Here is a 21305-nt window from a genome sequence, read left to right as displayed (position 1 = left end):
CGCCGGGAGGTGGTCGGGCGAGGCATCGTCGGTAGGATCGATGACGGCTCGGGAACTCGGGCCACCGGCCCAGAGCAGGAGTGTCCCCATGAGCGCTGAGCGCGTCGTCCTCGTCACCGGCGGAAACCGCGGTATCGGCCGCGCGATCGCGGAGCGCTTCGTGCGGGACGGGTACCGCGTCGCGGTCACCGCCCGCAGCGGCGAAGGGCCGGAGGGAACGCTCACCGTCCGCGCGGACGTCACGGATGCCGCTGCCCTCGACGCCGCGTTCACCGAGGTGGAGCAGCAGCTCGGTCCGGTCGAGATCGTCGTCGCCAACGCCGGCATCACGAAGGACACCCTCCTCATGCGCATGAGCGAGGACGACTTCGACAGCGTGGTCGCCACGAACCTGGGAGGAACGTTCCGCGTGGTCAAGCGTGCCTCGAAGGGCATGCTCCGCGCGCGGTTCGGCCGCATCATCCTGATCTCGAGTGTCGTGGGGCTCTACGGTTCCGCCGGGCAGGCGAACTACTCCGCATCGAAGAGCGCCCTGGTCGGCTTCGCCCGCTCGATCACGCGTGAGCTCGGGGCCCGCGGGATCACGGCCAACGTCGTCGCTCCGGGCTTCATCGAGACGGACATGACCGCGGAACTGCCGGAGGAGACCCAGAAGCAGTACAAGGCGAGCATCCCGGCGGCACGATTCGCGACCCCCGATGAGGTCGCGGGCGTGGTGACCTGGCTCGCGGGTGATGACGCCGGTTACATCTCGGGCGCGGTCATCCCCGTCGACGGCGGACTCGGGATGGGGCACTGATCCCGAGGTCGAATCTCAGCGTGCGATCGCCGCGTTGAGGAGTTCCGCGAGCCTCTCGGGAACCGAGAACTGCGGCCAGTGACCGGAGCCGATGCGCACGACCTCGGCGTCGTCGATCGCACGGTACTCGGCGGCGTAGGCGCCCCACTGGTCGATCATCCCCTCGAACGCGGCCTGATCCAGGCCGCCCATCAGCAGCGTCACCGGCACTCGGTACCGCGCAGGATTCACCAGCGCGATGGCGTCGGTGGGCACTCTGGCGGGAACACTGCGGGTGAGCGGCGCCGTACGCGCTCGCGTCGACTCGTCGAGATCGCTGACGTCCTCGTCGGGGAAGAAGTCCCAGCCGGGGAAGGGCACCACACCGTCGACGACCTCGAACTCGCTGATCCCGCTCTCGGCCGGCGGCGGAGCGGTGTCGACGAAGATGACACGGCTCACGCGCTCGGGGCGCGCATCGGCCACGCCCCACGCGACGTTCCCGCCGCCGCTGTGACCGACCACCACGACGTCTCCTGACAGAGCGTCCACGGCGGACACCGCTGCCGCGATCCAGCGCGCGATGCCGATCTCGGCAGAGGTCGACGCGGGGTCATCGAGTCCGGGCAGGGTGAGCGGATGCGCGCGATGCCCTGCCTCTTCGAGCGCGGGGACCACCTCTTCCCAGCTGGATGCGTCGAGCCAGAGGCCGGGGATGAGCAGGATGTCCATGAACCGACGCTAGCGGTGGCGCCGGGCTTTCTCCAGGCTTCGGTCTACGGCAGCAGCGCGATGACCTCGGCAAGATCCTGCGGGCCGATCACGAGGCTGGCGGCCGCGCGCACGGCGGGCTTGGCGTTGAAGGCGATGCCGAGGCCTGCCACCGCCATCATCTGCAGGTCGTTCGCGCCGTCGCCGATCGCGATGGTCGCCCTGGGGCCGACGCCGAGCTCTGCGGCCCATTCCCGGAGCGAGGATGCCTTCGCGGCGCCGTCGACGATGTCGCCGTCGACCCGGCCGGAGAGCACGCCGTCTGCGACGTCGAGGCGGTTCGCTCGCCAGCGATCGACGCCGAGCTCGGGGGCGACGCTGTCGAGGATCTCGTGGAAGCCTCCCGAGACGACGCCGACGACACCTCCGCGGTCGTGGACGGCCGCGGTGAGTTCACGTACCCCGGGGGTGGGCTCGATCCGTGCCCGGACACGCTCGAACGCCGAGACGGGAACGCCTTCGAGTGCCGCCACTCGGGAGCGCAGGCTCGTCGCGAAATCGACCTCGCCGCGCATCGCCGCCTCCGTAGCGGCCTGCACTTCGGAGCGCCGTCCGGCTTCGTCGGCAAGCAACTCGATCACCTCATTGCGGATGAGGGTGGAATCGGCATCGAGGACGACGAGGAAACGCGCGGCAGTCACCCGTCGAGCCTAGCGATCACCGGGACGGTCGGCGTGCTCCGTGACGCACTCAGCGTTCGATGAAGACGCCCTTGCCGACGACCGTGATGCCGGATTCGGTGACGGTGAAACCACGGGCCAGGTCGCGTTCGCGATCGACGCCGACCGTCGCGCCATCGGCCAGCACCACGTTCTTGTCGAGGATCGCCCGATGGATGCGCGCCCCCTGCCCGACGTGCACGTGGTCGAAGACGACCGAGTCCGTGATGGTCGATCCGCCCCCTGCCAGGGTCCACGGACCCACAACGCTGCGTTCCAGGTGGGTACCGGACAGCACGGATCCGAGCGAGACGATCGAGTCGATCGCGTTGCCGATGCGACCGACCGAGTCACGGACGAACTTCGCCGGCGGGGAGTTGACCGCCTGCGAGTGGATCGGCCACTCCATGTTGTAGAGGTTGAAGATGGGCAGGGTGGAGATCAGATCGCGGTGCGCGTCGTAGAACGAGTCGATCGTCCCCACGTCTCGCCAGTACGAGCGGTCGCGCGGCGAGGAGCCGGGGACCTCGTTCTGCTTCATGTCGTAGTAGCCGGCCTCGCCGCGCTCGACGAAATAGGGGACGATGTCGCCACCCATGTCGTGCCCCGACACGGGGGACTCCCCGTCTGCCTCGACGGCGGCGGTCAGCGCGTCGGCGTCGAAGATGTAGTTGCCCATCGAGGCGAGCACCTCGTGGGGGGAGTCCTCGAGACCTGCGATGTCGGTCGGCTTCTCCAGGAACTGCTTGATCCGTCCCGATTCCGCGTCGGCGTCGATCACACCGAACTGCGACGCGAGCGCGAGCGGCTGACGGATGCCGGCGACGGTCGCCTTCGCGCCGGACTCGATGTGGGCTTCGAGCATCTGACGGAAGTCCATGCGGTAGACGTGGTCGGCGCCGATCACCACGACGATGTCGGGCTTCTCGTCGTTGATGAGGTTCATGCTCTGCAGGATCGCGTCGGCAGAGCCGGAGAACCACCGCTTGCCCAGGCGCTGTTGCGCGGGCACGGACGTGACGTACGAGTCGAGCAGGGCCGACATCCGCCACGTCTGCGAGATGTGCCGGTCGAGGCTGTGGGACTTGTACTGCGTCAGCACCACGATCTGGCGCAGTCCCGAATTGATGAGGTTCGAGATGGCGAAGTCGATGAGCCGGTACTGTCCGCCGAACGGCACTGCGGGTTTCGCTCTGTCGACCGTGAGGGGCATGAGGCGCTTGCCCTCGCCGCCGGCGAGGATGATCCCGAAGACCTTCTTTGGAGCGGACATGGCTCCACCATAGATGCCTTCGTCGTCGCTGTACTAGCGTTCAGACATGCGAGTTGAAATGATCACGAAGGAGTACCCGCCGGAGGTCTACGGCGGTGCCGGCGTGCACGTCGCCGAGCTCGTCGCGGCCCTCAGGGAGCACGTGGACGTGCAGGTGCGCGCGTTCGGCGCTCCCCGAGACGAGGCGGGTACCTTCGCGTACCGCACGCCCGTGGAGCTCGCGGGGGCGAATGCCGCATTGCAGACGCTCGGCACCGATCTGGAGATCGTCTCGGCCATCGCCGACGCCGACCTGGTGCACAGTCACACCTGGTACGCGAACTTCGCCGGTCACCTCGCCTCCCAGCTGCACGGCATCCCGCACGTCCTCACAGCGCACAGCCTCGAGCCCCTGCGGCCGTGGAAGGCGGAGCAGCTCGGGGGCGGTTACGCCGTCTCGAGCGGGATCGAGCGACTGGCCTATGAGAACGCCGCAGCCGTGATCGCCGTGAGCGCAGGGATGCGCGCCGACATCCTGCGCAGCTACCCGCAGGTCGACCCGGCGAAGGTCCGGGTGATCCACAACGGAATCGACGTCGAACGCTGGCGCCCTGTGCAGGACGAGTCGTTCCTGCGCTCGATCGGGATGGATCCGGACCGTCCTTCGGTGGTCTTCGTAGGACGCATCACGAGGCAGAAGGGGCTGCCCTATCTGCTGCAGGCTGCGCGGCTGCTCCCTCCGGAGGTGCAGCTAGTGCTCTGCGCCGGCGCTCCGGACACGCCGGAGATCATGGCCGAGGTGCAGGAGGGGGTGCGCCTGCTCCAGCAGAACCGCGACGGCGTGATCTGGATCGAGCGGATGCTGCCGCGGGACGAACTGTCCGCCATCTTGACGGCAGCGACGACGTTCGTCTGCCCGTCGATCTACGAGCCGCTGGGCATCGTGAACCTCGAGGCCATGGCGTGTGGTGCTGCCGTGGTGGGAACGGCGACCGGCGGGATCCCGGAGGTCGTCGCCGACGGCGTCACCGGGCGTCTCGTCCCGATCGAGCAGGTACAGGACGGCACGGGCACACCGGTCGATCCGCAGCGTTACATCGCGGATCTGGCCGCCGTGCTCACCGAGGTGGCGATGGATCCGGAGAGAGCACGCGCCTACGGCGAGGCCGGACGCGAGCGGGCGCGCAACGAGTTCAGCTGGGCGGCGATCGCCGAGACGACGCGCGCGCTCTACGCGGAGCTGACCGCCTGAGCCGATAGGCTGGGGACATGCCGAGCGCTCTGGAATTCACTGACGTCGTCGTGCGCCGTGAGGGGCGCAACATCATCGATCACGTGACCTGGCAGGTCGACGATGATCAGCGATGGGTGATCCTCGGCCCGAACGGCGCGGGCAAGACGACGCTCCTGCAGCTGGCCGACACACTCATGCACCCGACCGCCGGAACGGTGACGGTGCTGGGGGAGACCCTCGGCCGCACCGACGTGTTCGAGGTGCGTCCACGTATCGGGTTCGCCTCCTCGGCGATGGCCAAGCGGGTCCCTCGTGACGAGACGGTCCTCAACACCGTGCTCACTGCCGCCTACTCGGTGCTCGGCCGATGGAACGAGAGCTACGAGGACATCGATGAGCGTCGCGCGCTCCGTGTCCTCGCCGACTGGCGCCTCGACCACCTGGCCGACCGCACCTTCGGCACGCTCAGCGACGGCGAGCAGAAGCGCGTCCAGATCGCGCGCGCCGTGATGACCGACCCGGAGCTCCTGCTGCTCGACGAGCCCACGGCATCGCTCGATCTCGGCTCCAGGGAAGAGCTCCTCGCGCTCCTCAGCGGCTACGCCTCCTCCCCGACGACCCCGGCCATGCTCATGGTGACGCACCACGTGGAGGAGATCCCCGTGGGGTTCACCCACGTCATGCTGATCCGCGACGGTGCCGTCGTGGCCGCAGGACCGATCGCCGAGACGCTCACCGCGGAGGCGCTCACCGACACCTTCGGCATGCCGATCGTGCTCACCAGCGAAGACGGACGCTACGCGGCACGCGCAGCATCCTGATGAGCGTCTGATAGAATCGACCCTTGGTGCTCTCTGCACCGCAGACTTCCCTCGTCCCTGGCACAATCCAGGGCAGCAACTAAGGAATCCCATGAAGACTGACATTCACCCCGAGTACAAGGCTGTCGTGTTCCGCGACCTCGGATCGGGCGAGACGTTCCTCACCCGTTCGACCGTGTCGAGCGACAAGACCATGGAGCTGGACGGCGTGGAGTACCCCGTCATCGACGTCGAGATCTCCTCGGCTTCGCACCCGTTCTACACGGGCAAGCAGCGCATCATGGACTCGGCCGGCCGCGTCGAGAAGTTCAACCAGCGCTTCAAGGGCTTCGGCGGCTCGTCCAAGTAACGACCGTCACGAAGAAGGCCCCATGCTCCTCGGAGCGTGGGGCCTTCTTCGTTCTCGGATGTGTGCGTCGCATCCGACCGTGCTCCGAGGCGTCAGAGGTCGAGCCGGATCCGCCCGTCGTCGATCGTGTCAGGGGGATCGCCGGGCGCTGGTGCCGGAGCTGTCCTCTGCGTCTGGCGGTCGCGGTCCATTCCCGCTTCATGCGCAGTCGGCGACCAGACGGCGTCGAACGCGCCGCCGAGGCCACCTCCACTGCTCTCGTACTTCTTCTCGATGGGTACCTTCGAGAAGCCGAAGGCGATCATGACGATCACGGCGGAGACCAGAAGCAGCAGCACTCCGACCGTGACGATCACCCCCACACCCTGTTCCATGCGCTCCAGACTAGGCGTCGGGTGGGACGAGGGCGTCCTCCTCGAGGAGGAGAAGCTCAGCGCACGCGGCGGCCGTGGGCGAGGTCGATCAGGTGGGACAGCACCGGTCCGCTGCGCAGGCCGTTGTGCTCGTGCTCACTCGTCTGCCAGAGCTGCACGCCCGGGAGCAGCTTCGCGGTCTCGAGAGAGAACTCGTAGGGCACGTAGACGTCGTTGATGTAGACCGCGGCCGCACCGGTCGCACCCGACGCCGAGATGGCGGCGGCGTCGTAGATGCTCGGCCACTCGAACTCGGCGAGGTGGAGGGCGACATCGCGCCACGGCTGGAACGCGGGCACCGTCTCGGTCCACTCGCGGCGGATGTGCTCGCCGGTGAACAGCGTCGGGTCGTCGCGGAAGTCTGTCGGCTCGGTGCGCTCGGCCGACCACCGGGTGGCATGGCCGTCGGCGTAGCTCGATTCGTGGAACGCGAAGTACAGCGGGTTGCGGCCGTCGTAGGGCATCGCGTGCATCAGGTCGTACCGGAAGGCGTTCGAGGACGGATCGCGCTCCAGGATCGACCACAGGGTCTGCCACCCGTCGTTGGTGCCCAGCGCCGACCCCACCGACCGCAGGCGCGAGCGGGAGACCACCTCGCCGTCGGGAAGGACGATGCCGCCGGCATCCGCAAGATCGACGAGTCGCCGCATGGCGTCGCGGTGCTCCGGGAATCGGCGGTAGTAGCGCTCGGACGCGTCGCGCATCTTGTCGTAGCAGAGCGCGTAGACATCGTCGGGGTGGCGTCCGACGGCGCTGAGACCACCCGTGATGAAGACGTCTTCGAGAGAGGCGGCGTCGGTGGAGAGGTAGGCCAGGGTCGTGAAGCCGCCGAACGACTGCCCGAGCACGCTCCACGTGGTGGCGCCCAGGTGCTCCCGCATCGCCTCGCAGTCGCGCACGATCGCGTCGGCGCGGAGGTGCGTGAGGTGCTCGGCCACGGCCTTCGCGCCGCGCGCGAGGTCGTGATCCCCGACCGGGGTGGAGAGCCCGGTCCCGCGCTGGTCGAGAAGGACCAGGCGGTAGTGGGCGAGTGCTTCATCGAGCCAGGCCGGCGACGTCGAGGAGTGGAACGGGCGCGGTGCCTCGTGCCCCGGCCCGCCCTGCAGGAAGACGAGGTAGGGGAGGGACTCTCCGCCTTCGCGGGCGACGACGCGCGCGAAGATGTCGATCGTCCGGGGGTCGGCGGGATCGCCCCACACCAGCGGAACGGTGAGCGTGTGCTCTTCGACGGTGAGATCCTGCAGCGTGCGGATGACGGTGCTCATGTTCACATCACATTTCCGATATAGGAGTACTTGACGAAGACCTCCGAGGCGATGCCCGACTCCTCGAGCACACCCTGCACAGCGGTCATCATGTAGTTGGAATCCCAGCCCATGTAGAGGAAATGGCCCTCGTCGAGCTCGTCCCACTGGCCCTTCCAGGCCATGTCCTGGTAGATCGGGCCCCCGTGTGCGGCGCAGTACGCGAGCGCGGCGGTCCTCGTGTCCGTCCAGGCGCGACGGAAGACCCGGTTGAACAGGTACTTCACGTCGGGCACCTCCCAGCGCTCACCGCGGTACTCGACGTAGTCGAACTCCCGCTCCCAGCCCGTCGGCCATCCGCGACGGCGGACGGCATCGAGGATCGGCGTCAGGCCGTCGTCGTCGATCTCCGGGAGTGCGGGACGCGCCCAGATGCGGATCAGGTCGGCGGTGAGTGCGATCGTGCGCCGAGTGATCGCCGCCGTGTTCCACGCGTCGACGTCGGCGAGGTCGCGCGTGGCGGGTACGGAACTGCGGGCGTAGGCGTCCGTGCGCTTGACGGGGAACGAGGCGCCGAACACCCGCTCGGTGAGGGGCTGTTCGAGCAGGGTCAGGTTGCCGAGGGTCGGGGCGAGGGCGCGGTGGCTGTTCTGCTCGTCCTCGGTGTACTCGATCCAGGGCCGTTCGCCATCGCCGGACCACGTGTCACCCGGCACGACAGGCACGATGTGCTCGACGTCGAAGGACTCGAGGTCGTCGACCCCCTCCAGCCTGCCGAGGACGTAGGCCGGGTGGGGGAGTTCGCTGTACTTCAGGACGGCGCTCACACGTTCGTCGGACGGGGTGATGCGCGCGAACGCACGTGCGAGTGCGTCCCGGCCGTCGCGCCGCGCGCGGCAGAGCCTCGCGACGAGTCTCTCGGTCGGCAGATTCACCAGTGCGCGTCGAAGGTAGAGGGTCTGCAGCCACTCCAATGTCTCGATGAGCTCGGAGCGGTCGATGACGCCCCGCGCGTGATCGCTGTAGACGCTCATCACGAGCGGATACGAGGAGCGGCCGAACGTGTTGACGTGGCGCAGCTGCTGCGCGATCTCGGGGTCCTGCTCCCGCGACGGATCGAGCAGGATGCCGTAGATCTCGGCGTGGTGCCGCCACTCGGACGCATCCGCCTGCAGGTGGGAGAGATCGACGCGGGGGAACGACTGCCGGAACGCGCTGTACACGCCGTGCTCGCCGTTCGCCGCGACCTCACGTCCGGTGACGAGCACGAGGTAGTGCCTCCAGAAGGCGCCGATCGCCTCGCCGGTGTGCCGCTCGATGGGCACCCAGAAGCGGGATTCGACATCGACCTGCTCAGCGTGGCTCAACCCCATGAGAATGTAGTTGTGGATGAGCTCGTGGTCGCGCAACGGCTCACCCGTCGAGTTCAGGCTCTCGAAGATCTGCTGGGCGTTCGCCTGGGCGCCGAGGGTGATCGACACGTGCTCGAGCTTCTGCAGCCCGCGCCAGATGAGCGGAACCTCGTCCACGTGGATCTGGCTGCGGAAGAAGGCGTAGTTGTCGTCGAAGCGCGATTCGCGGTCGGCATCGTCGCGTCGGTCGAGCACCACGGATTCGTACAGGTCTGCCCAGGCGTCGTGCGGGCGCAGCTTCGTGCGGCCGGGGGCATCGGAGCGCACCAGCACGCGTTCGAGCGCCGCGGCCAGAGCCTGGTCGGTGTCGCGGACCGCGTGATGCAGAGCCGCCACCAGGAGCATGAGCGTGGTGATGCGCTGCTGCCCGTCGATGAGGATCAGATCCGACTCGGCTGAGGCGCCGTCTTCGGCGGACAGGATCGAACCGATGAAGTGACGGTGGGCGTCGTCTTCACGGGCGACCGCGCGGATGTCGGACAGGAGACGTTCGCATCCCCCGATGTCCCACCGATACTGCCGCTGATACACGGGGACGACGATGGTGGTGGTGCCCGCCGCGAGCCACTCGATCGTGTTGACTGCTGTCGCCTCGACGTTGGTCGCGGTGCTCATGCTGGTGTCTCGTCCTCCCGTAGCGACGGGTGCCGAGGACTCGCCGGGCGCCCCGATCAGTCTATTCGGTTATGCACGGCGGACCTCCGAAGGGCTCGCGGGTGACGCTGTTAGGCTTGCCTTATCAGGGCCTGTTAAAACGTGCTGGCCCCCGATGAAAGGAACATGACTCGATCATGGGTTACATCAAGTCCGCTGCCCTCGAGGAAAAGGGATTCGTCGTCCTCGACAGCTACAACCAGGAGCTCGACCCCAAGGAATGGCTCGACATCGAGTACAACGACTGGAAGTCGTCGGGTGACACCCGCTTCGCGCCGCTCGCCAGTGCCTTCGGCGACATCGAGTGCAACGGGTTCTGGAACCACAAGCCGCCGCGCACCGACAAGGACGGCGTCTGGATCGACTCGCAGACCGAGAAGGCCCCGAACCTGACGCGTCGCGCGCAGGAGCCGGGCGCCAACGTCGGCCGTTGCCGCGTGATCGAGCTGCAGCCGACCCCGTACGGAGACTGCCTCTACAACCTCCACCAGGACGACAACAACCGTCTGAACCCGGACGGCACCGGCTGGGTGGTCCGCGGCTTCTTCAACCTCACCGATGACAAGGACAGCTACTTCGTCCTGCGCGAGAACCGCACCGACCCGAGCATCGAGTACCGCATCGCGCTCCCCGCCGGCGCTCAGCTCATCGTCGACACCCAGCGCCTGTGGCACGCCGCCACGCACAACGGCACTGAGCCGCGCTACTGCCTCATCACGTCGTGGACCTCGGGCCCCGAGCTCGACGCCTACATCGAGAAGTACCACGGCACCGACGACGTGCCCAACTACGAGGTCGACCAGGAGACGCTCGAGTTCGGCTACGCCGAGCAGGCGCGCAAGGACGCTGCCCGCGCGGCGTACTACGCCGCCAAGGGCCAGCAGGTCAAGCAGGCCATGAGCGAGGCCTGACCTCACCGACTCGACCGTTCGCGGTCCGAAGGCCCCGGTCGTCATGACCGGGGCCTTCGTCGTCGAATGACATGCTTGTGGTTTCCGCAGATCTCGGCGAGAATGGGCCCACAACCGCATATTCTCGCCACTTCGTGGTTCAGGTCGTTGGGGAAGACGCACCTGATGAAACGGAGAGATCATGGCGACGGCTTACGCACGCGGAGTGGTGTTCATCCACTCTGCGCCTCGCGCGCTCTGCCCGCACCTCGAATGGGCGGTGGGTCGCGCTATCGGGCGTGCGGTGAACTTCGACTGGACCGACCAGCCCGTCCTCGACGGCGCACGACGTGCGGAGTTCTACTGGGACGGCCCCGTCGGCACCGGTGCCGCTCTCGCGACGTCGATCCGCGGGTGGGAGCACCTCCGCTTCGAGGTGACCGAGGACCCCACGCCCCGCAGCGACGGTGGTCGTTGGCTGCACACTCCCGACCTGGGTATCCACTACGCGCAGACCGATGCCGCCGGCAACATCGTGATCGGTGAAGACCGCATCCGCTACGCGATGGAGATCGCTGCGGGCAGCGCGGTCGAGCTGCAGCGCGAGCTCGACATCGCCCTCGGCTCCGCGTGGGACGAGGAACTCGAACCCTTCCGCCATGCCAGCGACGACGCCAGAGTCGTCTGGCTCCACAAGGTCGGCTAGCCCGACCCCGCAGACCGGAACGGGGGAGGCGTGAGTATCGGATGCCGGTGAGTCATTCCGGACGCTGAGAAGACGTTTCCCCGCTCCGCACGGCGAGGACCCCGCCCCGGAGACGAGGTGGGGTCCTCGTCGTCGGTCAGATCACCGCGGCGTGCTGCAGCTCAGCGTGCGGGGACGTGCCGGTGCCGCGCACGTCCTCCCAGGCCAACGAAAGGCGACGCATGGCCTCAGCCGTGCGCTCGGGCGGCAGGGTGATGGGGATGCGCAGTCGACGTTCGAGCACGCCGCCCGTCGTGAAGCGCGGTCCGGGAGGCAGGATCAGCTGCCGCTCGCGAGCAGCGAGGGACAGCGAGGTGGACAGCGGCGCACCGATGTCGAGCCATGCGGACAGCCCTCCTGGTGTCGGTGGCATCCGGAAGCCGGGGATGCCCGCCACGCCGGCCTCCACCGCTGCGCGACCGTCGTGCAGACGCTGACCGACGTGCGAGGTGAGCGCAGGCATGTCGGCGAGAAGCTCGACGGCGATGCACTGCTCGAGCAGTGCGGTGCCCAGCTCGAAGGATGGACGAACGGCGAGCAGTCGAGCGATGACCGTGCGCTTCGCACGGATCCAACCGATGCGCATCCCGCCCCATGCGATCTTCGACATCGATCCGACCGTGATCACATTGGGTCCGCTCGCGGCCATCGGAGCCGGCGACCAGCCGCGGTCGATATCGAGCTCGGTGGTCGTCTCATCGACGAGGAGCTGAGTGCCCACGTTGCGCGCCGTCGTGACGATGCGTGAGCGCTCCTCGTCGGGCAGCGTGGCGCCGGTCGGGTTGTGGAAGTCGGGGATGAGGTAGGCGACATGGGGGCGGGAGCCGAGCAGAGTCTCGTTCAGATGGCGCGTGTCCCATCCGTCGACGTCGACGGGCGTCGGAAGCAGACGGTATCCGTGCCGGTGCAGCGCCTCGAGCGCGTGCGGGAACGTGGGCTGCTCGACCAGGGCCCTCTCGCCGCGTCGTCCGATCGCCGCGAGGATCAGGTTCACCGCGTTGAGCGCCCCGGAGGTGATGATGATCTCGTCGGCCGAGGTCGGTGCTCCGCGATCCCGGAACCGCTGCGCTACGGCCTCTCGGAGCTCAGGAAGGCCACGGAGGGAGTATCCGCTGGTGCCGCGCAAGGCCGCAAGGCGGGGGAGGGATCGGACCGTCGCGTCATACAGTCCCGGTGTGGAGTCCATCGACGCGATGGACAGATCGATGGCGTCGTCGTCGGCATCAGTGCCGGGCGCGGCGTGTCCGTTCGGCAGGGTGACGCGCGTGCTGCCTCCGTGCAGACGGGAGACGTACCCGTCGGCCTCGAGAAGCCCGTAGGTGCGGGTGATCGTGGAGCGGGAACGGCGAAGCTCCACCGCGAGAGCGCGCTCGCTCGGCAGACGTTCGCCGACCGTGAGCCGGCCGTCGAGGATCAGCGCCCTGATCCGGTCGGCGAGCGTCGTCGCTGCGGAGCCCGCCACGTTGTGCGCCCCGAGCTGTTCGACGAGTCGTGATCCCATGCGTCCAGCATGCCGCAAAGTGGCCTGACGAGTGCAGGCCACTTTGCGCTGAGTGGATTCGCTGACGGACGTGGCCCAGGGGCCAGAGTGGAAGCATGCTCCTACGCTCCGTCGTGCTCCCGGTGACCGCCACCAGTCGGCGTGACCTCGTCGAGCGGCTCGTACAGCTGCTCGTGGGTCTCTTCCTCTACGGCGTGGCCCTCGGCTTCATGGTGCGCGGCGGCATCGGCGTCGCGCCGTGGGACGTGCTGGCGCTCGGTCTCGCCGAGCAGACCGGCCTCCGATACGGCGTCATGACCGTCGTCGTGTCCATCGTCGTGCTGCTGCTGTGGATCCCGCTGCGTCAGCGGGTGGGGCTCGGCACCGTCTTGAACGCGCTCATCGTCGGGCCCAGCGCCGACCTCGCACTCGCTCTGATCCCGCAGCCCGCTTCGGTGTGGATCGGCGCCCCCATGTTCGTCTTCGGACTCCTGCTGCTGTCCTTCGCGACCGGTCTGTACATTGCCGCAGACTTCGGTCCCGGACCCCGCGATGGATTGATGACGGGCCTCGTCCGACGTACCGGCTGGGCGGTGTGGCTGGTGCGGACACTGATCGAAGGCGGCGTGCTGCTGATCGGCTTCCTGCTCGGTGGACCCGTCGGCGTGGGAACCGTGCTCTTCGCGTTCGGCGTCGGGCCGTTGATCGGCTGGTTCCTGCCGCGCATCACGCGGATGAGGGAAGCGCGTTCGCAGAAGCTCGGTCTGCTCCGCTCCGCCTGACGGATCACCGCGCACCTGCATGACCTGCGCACAGGTGCATGACTGAGTACCGTCGGATGCTCAGTCATCCGTGTGATCCTCATGCAGATGAGATGAGCGGCCCTCGGAATCCCGAGGGCCGCTCATCGTTTTGGCGTGTCAGTCGGCGCTGGCGACCACGAGCACGGCGTTGTGACCGCCGAATCCGAACGAGTTGCTGATCGCGAACTGCGGACCCTCGCCGAGCGGCGTGGCGTCGCCCGAAAGACGGAACGGGACAGCGGGATCGGGCTCGGTCATGTTGATCGTGGGCGGTGCGACACGGTCGCGCAGGGCGAGGAGCGCGAAGATCGCCTCGAGTGCGCCGGTGCCTCCGAGCAGGTGCCCGGTCGATGCCTTCGTCGCCGAGACGGGGATCTCGTCGATTCGGTCTCCGAAGACCTTCTTGAGCGCGACGTACTCGTTGGGGTCGCCGACCGGGGTCGACGTCGCGTGCGCGTTGATGTGGGTGACCTGGTCGGCGGTGATGCCGGCCTCTTCGAGCGCCTGCGTCACCGCACGTGCGGCACCGTTGCCCTCGGGGTCGTTGCCGGTGATGTGGTAGGCATCGGCGGTGACGCCTCCGCCGAGCACATAGCCGTAGATCTTGGCGCCGCGAGCCTTCGCGTGCTCCTCGGTCTCGAGGATCAGGGCTGCGGCTCCCTCGCCCATGACGAATCCGTCACGGTCGATCGCGCCCGGTCGGGACGCGTGGGCCGGGTCGTCGTTCCGACGCGAGAGCGCCTGCGCGGAGGCGAACGATGCCATCGTGATCGGGTGGATCGCGGACTCCGTGCCACCGGCGATCACGACGTCGGCGAGACCGTCCTGAAGGTGGTGGAAGGCATGGATGATCGACTCGGTGCTGGAGGCGCACGCGCTGACGACGGTCTGCGCGTAGGCGCGGGCGTGGAACTGCAGTGACAGGTTTCCTGCAGCGGCGTTCGGCATGAGCATCGGGACGGTGAGCGGCATCACCCGTCGCGGGCCCTTCTCGCGGAGGGTGTCCCAGGCGTCCAGGAGCGTCCAGAGTCCACCGATGCCGGTGGCGAAGTCGACACCGAGTCGCTCGGGGGCGACTTCGGGGGAACCGGCATCCGCCCACGCCTCGCGCGCCGCGATCAACGCGAACTGCGACGAGGGGTCGAGACGCTTGGCCTCGTGGCGGGGGAGAACCTCTTCCGGGCGGACGATCGCCTCGGCGGCGAAGGTGACGGGCAGCTCGTACTGCTGTACCCAGTCGTGCTCGAGCGTGCGGGTGCCGGACATGCCGGCCAGCAGGTTCGTCCAGTTCTCCGGGGCCGTTCCGCCGATGGCGGAGGTGGCGCCGATGCCGGTGACGACGATGCGCTTGGTCATGGGGTGTGGTTCCTTGTCGAAACGAAGTCGAACGGGTGGGAGGGCAGGTCGGAGGATGCCACTCCCCGCGAGGTGCGGGGGTGGCATCCTGCCGGGATTACTCCTGGCCCGCGACGATGAAGCTGACGGCGTCGCCGACGGTCTTCAGGTTCTTGACCTCGTCGTCGGGGATGGTGACGCCGAACTTCTCCTCGGCGTTGACGACGATCGTCATCATCGAGATGGAGTCGATGTCGAGGTCGTCCGTGAACGACTTCTCGAGGGCGACCTCGGAAGCGTTGATGCCGGTCTCGTCGGTGATGAGCTCTGCGAGGCCAGCGAGGACCTCATCGTTGGTGAAAGCCATGTGGTCTTCCTCTTTCTTGCGGGTTGTTTTCGGAACCGTGGAACAGTCTAGGGAAAGTCAGCGCATTCTCAGGGAAGGACGACGACCTGTGCGGCGAACACGAGGCCGGCGCCGAAGCCGATCTGCAGTGCGAGACCGCCCGACAGCTCGGGGTGCTCGGCCATCAGGCGGTGGCTGGCCAGCGGGATCGACGCCGCCGAGGTGTTGCCCGTGGTCTCGATGTCGCGGGCGATCACCGTGCTCTCCGGCAGCTTGAGCTGCTTGGCGAACTCGTCGATGATGCGCATGTTGGCCTGGTGGGGGATGAACGCGGCGATGTCGGTCGGCTCGACGCCGGCTTTGTCCAGCGCCTCACGGGCGACCTTGGCCATCTCCCAGACGGCCCAGCGGAAGACCGTCGGGCCCTCCTGACGAAGGGTCGGCCACGGCACCACGCCGTCGCGGAAGTCGGTGAGGGTGCCGTTCATTCCCACAGCGTCGGCCTTCGAGCCATCCGAACCCCATACCGCCGGTGCGATGCCCGGCGTGTCGCTCGGACCGATCAGGGCTGCGCCTGCACCGTCACCGAGCAGGAACGAGATGCTGCGATCGGTCGGGTCGACGACGTCGGACAGCTTCTCCGTGCCGATGACCAGTGCGTAGCGGGCGGCGCCGGCCTTGATCAGCGCGTCGGCCTGGGCGATCGCGTAGGCGTATCCTGCGCAGGCCGCGTTGATGTCGTAGGCGGCTGCGGGGTTCGCCCCGACACGGTCGGCGACGATGGCCGAGACCGAGGGGGTCTGCTTGGGGTTGCTGATGGTCGCGACGATCACCAGGTCGACCTGGTCCGCCGCGACGCCCGACTTCTCGATGGCCTCGGCAGCCGCCGCGGTCGCGAGGTCGATCGCATCGGTGCCCTTGTCGGCGCGAGCGCGGGTGACGATGCCGGTGCGCTGACGGATCCACTCGTCGCTGGAGGCGATGGGGCCGATCAGGTCTTCGTTCGGCACGGCATTCTCGCCACGGGCGGCGCCGTAGGAGTAGATGCGCGTGTACGCGGGACCGGTGAGCTGGGCGAGCGTGACGCTCATGCGGCTTCTCCGTTCAGCAGCGCGACGGCTGCATCAAGGTCTTCAGGGGTCTTCACGGCGACGGTCGGTACACCGCGGAGGCCGCGCTTGGCGAGGCCGACCAGGGCGCCGGCCGGAGCGAGTTCGATGACACCGGTGACGCCTGCGTCGGCGAAGGACTGCATGCAGAGGTCCCAACGCACCGGGGACGACACCTGATCGACGAGGAAGCTCAGTGCCTGCGCTCCGTCGGCCACGGCGGAGCCGTCGCGGTTGGTCCACAGCGTGATGTCGGGGTTGGCGGGGGTGACGTCGGATACCGCATCGCGGAGCGCAGCGACGGCCGATGCCATGTACCGCGTGTGGAACGCGCCGGCGACCTGCAGCGGGATCACGCGGGTGCCCTTGAGGGGCTCCTCGGCGAGTGCCGCGAGAGCGGGGAGGGCGCCTGCGACCACGATCTGTCCGCCGCCGTTGTAGTTGGCGGGGGAGAGGTCGAGTTCGGCGAGGCGCGCGAGAAGGGCTTCCTCGTCACCGCCGAGGACCGCACTCATTCCTGTCTGCTCCTGCGCTGCCGCATCGGCCATCGCGCGGCCGCGGATGCCCACCAGGCGCATGCCGGTGTCGGCATCGATCACACGGCTGCCGACGAGTGCGGCGATCTCACCGACCGAGTGCCCGGCGATGCCGTCGGCACGTCGACCGGCGCGCTGCGTGAGGGCATCCCCGGCGATCAGCGATGCGGCGACGATCAGCGGCTGAGCGATGCGGGTGTCCCGGATCGTGTCGGCGTCCGATACCGTGCCGTGTTCGCGAAGATCGACCTCCGCGGCGTCAGAGTAGGCGTCGAGGCGTTCTGCCACTCCGTCGAGCTCGAGCCAAGGAGCGAGGAATCCGGGGGTCTGCGAGCCCTGACCTGGGCATACGACGACAATCACCCACCCAGTCTGCCAACGTTTAGGGCAGAGCGGTGGATGATCCATCACAAGATTTCGAAAAACCCTTGTGTGTGGCGTACAGAGAAGGGTTCAGCGCTGGGTGCGTCGGAGCGGGGCGCGCCGACGGACCTGATCCGCCGCACCGATCGAGCCGAGGATCAGAGCGGTCTGCAGGATGAGCGCTTCGCGGGGGCCGGTGGCATCCCAGCCGATGACTTCGCTCACGCGCTTGAGGCGGTAGCGCACGGTGTTGGGGTGCACGAACAGCTCGCGCGCCGTGGCCTCCAGGGAGCGCCCGTTGTCGAGGTAGCTCCAGAGGGTGGTGACCAAGTCGGTGGAGTGCGCCTGCAAGGGGCGGAAGATGCGCTCGATCAGCGTCTGCTTCGCCAACGGGTCTCCGGCGAGTGCGCGCTCTGGCAGCAGATCGTCGGCCTCGACCGGACGGGGTGCGCCGCGCCATGCGCGGGCGACCGCGAATCCTGCGAGGGCGGCACGGGCGCTCTGGCTCGCGTCCACGAGCGCTGCGACCTCGGGTCCGAGCACGACGTATCCGGGCCCGAACGACGGTTCCAGGCGGGCGGCGATCTCCTGGAAGCCGAGTTCTTCCTCTTCGACCTCCTGACCCTCGACCCTGGCGCGGCCGAGCACCAGGACGAGGCGGGAGCCCTGCACACCGATGAGCACGTCGACGGCGAGCTTCCTGGCGGTGCGGCGGACCAGGTCGACGTCGAACTGCGGAGGTGTCGTCCCGACGAGGACGGCGACCTCGCCGTGACCGTGCCACCCGAGCGCGGCGATCCGGCTCGGCAGCTCTTCATCGGCCTCGCCGGTGAGGATCGAGTCGACGACGAGTGCTTCCAGGCGCGCGTCCCACAGGCCGCGGGCCTCGGCCGCCCTCGCGTACACGTCGGCCGCCGCGAAGGCGACGTCGCGGGAGTAGAGCAGGATCGCCTCGCGCAGATCGTTCCCCCGCCCGGCGACCCGCTCCTCGGTGACCTCGACGGTCACGCGGATGAGCTGCAGAGTCTGCTGGAGGCTCACGCTTCGCAGCAGCTCGCGAGGAGCCGCCGCGAAGATGTCCGCCGCGATCCACGGAGTGGAGGTGGGGTCCTCGTACCACTGGATGAACGACGTGATACCCGCCTGGGCCACCAGCCCGACCGCAGAGCGGCGGGCTGGTGGCATGTCGGCGTACCACGGGAGGGTGTCCTCCAGGCGCTTGATCGTCACCGAGGCGATGTCACCGGAGATCCGGCGCAGCCAGGTGAGCGTCGCGGCCTTGTCCATGCCGGAAGGAGGAGAACCTGTCACCGAGGGCTCAGCTTTCGCCGCCCGCGTTGCCGCTGGTGCCGGCGTTCACATCGTGCAGGCTGTACTTCTGGATGGCCTGCGCGGCGAGCGAGCGGTCGACGACCCCGTCCTCGGCGAGCGACTGCAGGGTGCGCACCACGATCGACGGGCCGTCGATCTTGAAGAAGCGACGGGCAGCGGCACGGGTGTCCGAGAAGCCGAAACCGTCGGCGCCGAGAGTGGCGAAGCGGTTCGGCACCCACGGACGGATCTGGTCCTGCACGGCGTGCATGAAGTCGCTGACGGCGACCACGGGGCCTTCGGCGCCCTGCAGCTTCTGGGTGAGGTACGCGGTGTGAGGCTCTTCCTCCGGGTGCAGGAAGTTGTGCTCGTCGGCGGCGAGGCCGTCGCGGCGCAGCTCGGTCCACGAGGTGACCGACCAGACGTCGGCGATCACACCCCAGTCGTTCTTCAGCAGCTGCTGTGCCTCGAGGGCCCAGGGGAGTCCGACGCCCGAGGCGAAGAGCTGGGCACGGGGGCCTTCGCCCTCGCCGACCGAGACGCGGTGGATGCCGCGCACGATGCCGTCGACGTCCACGTTCTCCGGCTCCGCCGGCATCACCATCGGCTCGTTGTAGAGCGTGATGTAGTACATAACGTTCGGGTCTTCGTGGTTTCCGCCGTACATGCGCTCGAGACCGGAGCGCATGATGTGCGCGATCTCGTAGCCGTACGCCGGGTCGTACGAGACCGTCGCCGGGTTGGTGGCGGCGAGCAGGTGCGAGTGGCCGTCGGCGTGCTGCAGACCCTCACCCGTGAGGGTGGTGCGCCCTGCCGTCGCGCCCATGATGAACCCGCGGGCCATCTGGTCGCCGGCTGCCCACTGGGCGTCGCCCGTGCGCTGGAATCCGAACATCGAGTAGAAGAGGTAGATCGGGATCAGCGGCTCGCCGTGCGTGGCGTACGACGTGCCGGCCGCGGTGAACGCCGCAACGGCGCCCGCCTCGTTGATGCCGACGTGGACGATCTGGCCCTGCGGGCTCTCCTTGTAGGCGAGGAGGAGTTCGCGGTCGACCGAGGTGTAGTGCTGGCCGTTCGGGTTGTAGATCTTCGCCGAAGGGAAGTAGGCGTCCATTCCGAACGTACGTGCCTCATCCGGGATGATCGGGACGATGCGGTGACCGAAGTCCTTGGAACGCAGCAGGTCCTTCAGCAGACGGACGAACGCCATGGTCGTGGCGATCTCCTGCGTGCCAGAGCCCTTCTTGGGCAGGGCGTAGGCGGTGTCATCCGGCAGCGAAAGGCCGACATGGGTAGAGCGGCGTTCCGGCAGGAAGCCGCCGAGCGCGTTTCGACGCTCGAGCATGTACTGGATCGTCTCGTCCTGGGGGCCCGGGTTGTAGTACGGGGGCAGGTACGGGTTCTCCTCGAGCTGCGAATCCGTGATCGGGATGTGCATCGCGTCGCGGAACGTCTTGAGGTTGTCCAGCGTCATCTTCTTCATCTGGTGGGTCGCGTTGCGGCCCTCGAAGTGCGGACCGAGGCCGTAGCCCTTGACGGTCTTCGCGAGGATGACGGTGGGCTTGCCCTTGTGCTCGGTCGCTGCCTTGAACGCGGCGTAGACCTTGCGGTAGTCGTGGCCACCGCGCTTGAGGTTCCAGATGTCGTCGTCGGAGTAGTCCTTGACGAGGGCTGCGGCGCGCTCGTCGCGGCCGAAGAAGTGCTCACGGACGTACGCGCCGGACTCGGCCTTGTACGTCTGGTAGTCGCCGTCGGGGGTGACGTTCATCAGGTTGAGCAGCGCGCCCTCGGTGTCGCGGGCGAGCAGGTCGTCCCACTCGCGACCCCAGACGACCTTGATGACGTTCCAGCCCGCACCGCGGAAGAACGACTCGAGCTCCTGGATGATCTTGCCGTTGCCTCGCACGGGCCCGTCGAGACGCTGCAGGTTGCAGTTCACGACGAACGTCAGGTTGTCGAGGCCCTCGTTGGCGGCGACCTGCAGCTGTCCGCGGCTCTCGACCTCGTCCATCTCGCCGTCGCCCAGGAAGGCCCAGACACGCGACTGGGACGTGTCCTTGATGCCGCGGTTCTCGAGGTACTTGTTCGACATCGCCTGGTAGATCGCGTTGATCGGGCCGAGGCCCATCGACACGGTCGGGAACTGCCAGTACTCCGGCATCAGGCGCGGGTGCGGGTAGGACGGGATGCCGTAGGGGGCGTGCGACTTCTCCTGGCGGAATCCGTCGAGCTGGTCCTCGGTCAGGCGTCCTTCGAGGTACGACCGGGCATAGGTACCGGGGGAGGCGTGACCCTGGATGAAGATCTGGTCTGCACCGCCGGGGTTGTCCGCACCCTTGAAGAAGTGGTTGAAGCCCACCTCGTACAGAGCAGCCGAGGAGGCGTAGGTCGAGATGTGGCCGCCGACGCCGATGCCGGGTCGCTGAGCGCGGTGCACCGTGATCGCGGCGTTCCAGCGGATCCAGGCGCGGTAGCGGCGCTCGACCTCCTCGTCACCGGGGAACTCGGGCTCGTTCTCCGATGCGATGGTGTTGATGTAGTCCGTCGTCGGGACCATCGGCACACCCAGGTGCAGCTCCTTCGAGCGCTTGAGCAGGCTGAGCATGATCTCGCGGCCGCGGCCGTGGCCCTTGGCATCCACCAGCTCATCGAGGGACTGCTGCCACTCGCCGGTCTCCTCCGGATCGCTGTCGAGGGGGCCCTGGGAGTACGGATCCTGGTCGTGCACGGTCACGGGGGAACCTTTCGTCAAGCTGGCAGGTCATGCCAAGGAAACGGGAAGCGACACGGGCAGCCTTGT

General features: G+C 67.9%; 20 protein-coding genes. 7 read left to right on the top strand and 13 right to left on the bottom strand.

Annotated features, from left to right (window positions below; genetic code table 11):
• Positions 1 to 88: 88 nt before the first annotated feature.
• The gene (locus tag KY497_RS12840) at positions 89 to 799 is read left to right on the top strand and encodes a beta-ketoacyl-ACP reductase (protein WP_017830420.1); all 711 of its coding nucleotides are present in this window, start codon (positions 89 to 91) and stop codon (positions 797 to 799) included.
• 15 nt (positions 800 to 814) lie between these two features.
• Here KY497_RS12840 and KY497_RS12835 read toward each other — a convergent pair whose 3' ends face one another.
• Genes KY497_RS12835 through glgC form a run of 3 tightly spaced genes read right to left on the bottom strand, consistent with a single transcriptional unit; the run spans position 815 to position 3481 of the window.
• Positions 815 to 1510 carry an alpha/beta fold hydrolase gene (locus KY497_RS12835; protein WP_141387661.1) on the bottom strand — a complete coding sequence of 232 codons (696 nt, stop codon included), beginning with the start codon at positions 1508 to 1510 and terminating at the stop codon, positions 815 to 817.
• A 44-nt stretch (positions 1511 to 1554) separates the two neighbouring features.
• Entirely contained in the window at positions 1555 to 2190 is a 636-nt protein-coding gene (gene serB / locus KY497_RS12830; RefSeq protein ID WP_141387663.1) for a phosphoserine phosphatase SerB, read from the bottom strand.
• Between the two features lie 49 nt (positions 2191 to 2239).
• Positions 2240 to 3481, bottom strand: a complete 1242-nt coding sequence (gene glgC / locus KY497_RS12825; RefSeq protein WP_219869194.1) for a glucose-1-phosphate adenylyltransferase — start codon at positions 3479 to 3481, stop codon at positions 2240 to 2242.
• 46 nt (positions 3482 to 3527) lie between these two features.
• Between glgC and glgA the strand changes: the two genes are divergently transcribed.
• From glgA to KY497_RS12810, 3 genes are all read left to right on the top strand, one after another.
• Positions 3528 to 4712 carry a glycogen synthase gene (gene glgA / locus KY497_RS12820; protein ID WP_219869193.1) on the top strand — a complete coding sequence of 395 codons (1185 nt, stop codon included), beginning with the start codon at positions 3528 to 3530 and terminating at the stop codon, positions 4710 to 4712.
• Positions 4713 to 4729: 17 nt separating this feature from the next.
• On the top strand, positions 4730 to 5515 hold the full coding sequence (locus tag KY497_RS12815) for an ABC transporter ATP-binding protein (protein WP_017830425.1): 786 nt from the start codon (positions 4730 to 4732) through the stop codon (positions 5513 to 5515).
• A gap of 91 nt (positions 5516 to 5606) precedes the next feature.
• The gene (locus tag KY497_RS12810; protein ID WP_017830426.1) at positions 5607 to 5864 is read left to right on the top strand and encodes a type B 50S ribosomal protein L31; all 258 of its coding nucleotides are present in this window, start codon (positions 5607 to 5609) and stop codon (positions 5862 to 5864) included.
• Positions 5865 to 5956: 92 nt separating this feature from the next.
• Here the strand turns inward: KY497_RS12810 and KY497_RS12805 are convergent, their stop codons facing one another.
• From KY497_RS12805 to KY497_RS12795, 3 genes are read right to left on the bottom strand one after another with little or no spacing between them, the layout of a single operon-like run.
• On the bottom strand, positions 5957 to 6238 hold the full coding sequence (locus tag KY497_RS12805) for a hypothetical protein (protein WP_219869192.1): 282 nt from the start codon (positions 6236 to 6238) through the stop codon (positions 5957 to 5959).
• Between the two features lie 56 nt (positions 6239 to 6294).
• Positions 6295 to 7548, bottom strand: a complete 1254-nt coding sequence (locus tag KY497_RS12800; protein ID WP_219869191.1) for an alpha/beta fold hydrolase — start codon at positions 7546 to 7548, stop codon at positions 6295 to 6297.
• Entirely contained in the window at positions 7545 to 9548 is a 2004-nt protein-coding gene (locus KY497_RS12795; protein WP_141387675.1) for a DUF262 domain-containing protein, read from the bottom strand. The genes KY497_RS12800 and KY497_RS12795 overlap by 4 nt, the downstream gene beginning before the upstream one ends.
• Positions 9549 to 9724: 176 nt before the next feature.
• Here KY497_RS12795 and KY497_RS12790 point away from each other — a divergent pair, with 176 nt between their 5' ends.
• Positions 9725 to 10498 carry a hypothetical protein gene (locus KY497_RS12790; RefSeq protein WP_021200730.1) on the top strand — a complete coding sequence of 258 codons (774 nt, stop codon included), beginning with the start codon at positions 9725 to 9727 and terminating at the stop codon, positions 10496 to 10498.
• 181 nt (positions 10499 to 10679) lie between these two features.
• Positions 10680 to 11183, top strand: coding sequence for a DUF3145 domain-containing protein (locus KY497_RS12785; protein WP_141387677.1), 504 nt, complete (start codon positions 10680 to 10682; stop codon positions 11181 to 11183).
• A gap of 136 nt (positions 11184 to 11319) precedes the next feature.
• Here the strand turns inward: KY497_RS12785 and KY497_RS12780 are convergent, their stop codons facing one another.
• Complete coding sequence (locus KY497_RS12780; RefSeq protein ID WP_141386807.1) at positions 11320 to 12723, bottom strand: PLP-dependent aminotransferase family protein; 1404 nt, start codon at positions 12721 to 12723, stop codon at positions 11320 to 11322.
• Between the two features lie 95 nt (positions 12724 to 12818).
• On the opposite strand from KY497_RS12780, the gene KY497_RS12775 reads away from it, so the two are divergent.
• On the top strand, positions 12819 to 13484 hold the full coding sequence (locus KY497_RS12775; protein WP_219869190.1) for a YitT family protein: 666 nt from the start codon (positions 12819 to 12821) through the stop codon (positions 13482 to 13484).
• Between the two features lie 138 nt (positions 13485 to 13622).
• Here the strand turns inward: KY497_RS12775 and KY497_RS12770 are convergent, their stop codons facing one another.
• The 6 genes from KY497_RS12770 to aceE all read right to left on the bottom strand — a co-directional run bounded on the left by KY497_RS12770 (position 13623) and on the right by aceE (position 21239).
• Positions 13623 to 14861 (bottom strand): beta-ketoacyl synthase, encoded by a 1239-nt coding sequence (locus KY497_RS12770; RefSeq protein ID WP_017830434.1) that lies wholly within the window; start codon positions 14859 to 14861, stop codon positions 13623 to 13625.
• A 97-nt stretch (positions 14862 to 14958) separates the two neighbouring features.
• On the bottom strand, positions 14959 to 15207 hold the full coding sequence (locus KY497_RS12765) for an acyl carrier protein (RefSeq protein WP_017830435.1): 249 nt from the start codon (positions 15205 to 15207) through the stop codon (positions 14959 to 14961).
• A 68-nt stretch (positions 15208 to 15275) separates the two neighbouring features.
• Positions 15276 to 16277, bottom strand: a complete 1002-nt coding sequence (locus KY497_RS12760; protein ID WP_219869189.1) for a beta-ketoacyl-ACP synthase III — start codon at positions 16275 to 16277, stop codon at positions 15276 to 15278.
• Positions 16274 to 17194: an ACP S-malonyltransferase gene (locus KY497_RS12755; protein ID WP_055872429.1), complete on the bottom strand. Its 921-nt coding sequence runs from the start codon at positions 17192 to 17194 to the stop codon at positions 16274 to 16276. The genes KY497_RS12760 and KY497_RS12755 overlap by 4 nt, the downstream gene beginning before the upstream one ends.
• A gap of 90 nt (positions 17195 to 17284) precedes the next feature.
• A complete protein-coding gene (locus KY497_RS12750) occupies positions 17285 to 18481 on the bottom strand; it encodes a CdaR family transcriptional regulator (RefSeq protein ID WP_141386805.1) in 1197 nt (398 codons plus the stop codon).
• A gap of 31 nt (positions 18482 to 18512) precedes the next feature.
• Positions 18513 to 21239 (bottom strand): pyruvate dehydrogenase (acetyl-transferring), homodimeric type, encoded by a 2727-nt coding sequence (aceE, locus tag KY497_RS12745; RefSeq protein WP_141386804.1) that lies wholly within the window; start codon positions 21237 to 21239, stop codon positions 18513 to 18515.
• Between the last annotated feature and the right edge of the window lie 66 nt (positions 21240 to 21305).

Origin of the sequence: Microbacterium sp. PAMC22086 (genome assembly GCF_019443525.1) — a bacterium.
Classification (GTDB): domain Bacteria; phylum Actinomycetota; class Actinomycetes; order Actinomycetales; family Microbacteriaceae; genus Microbacterium; species Microbacterium maritypicum.
Note: the sequence above shows the minus strand (reverse complement) of the source record. Positions and strands in the feature narration are given on the sequence as shown.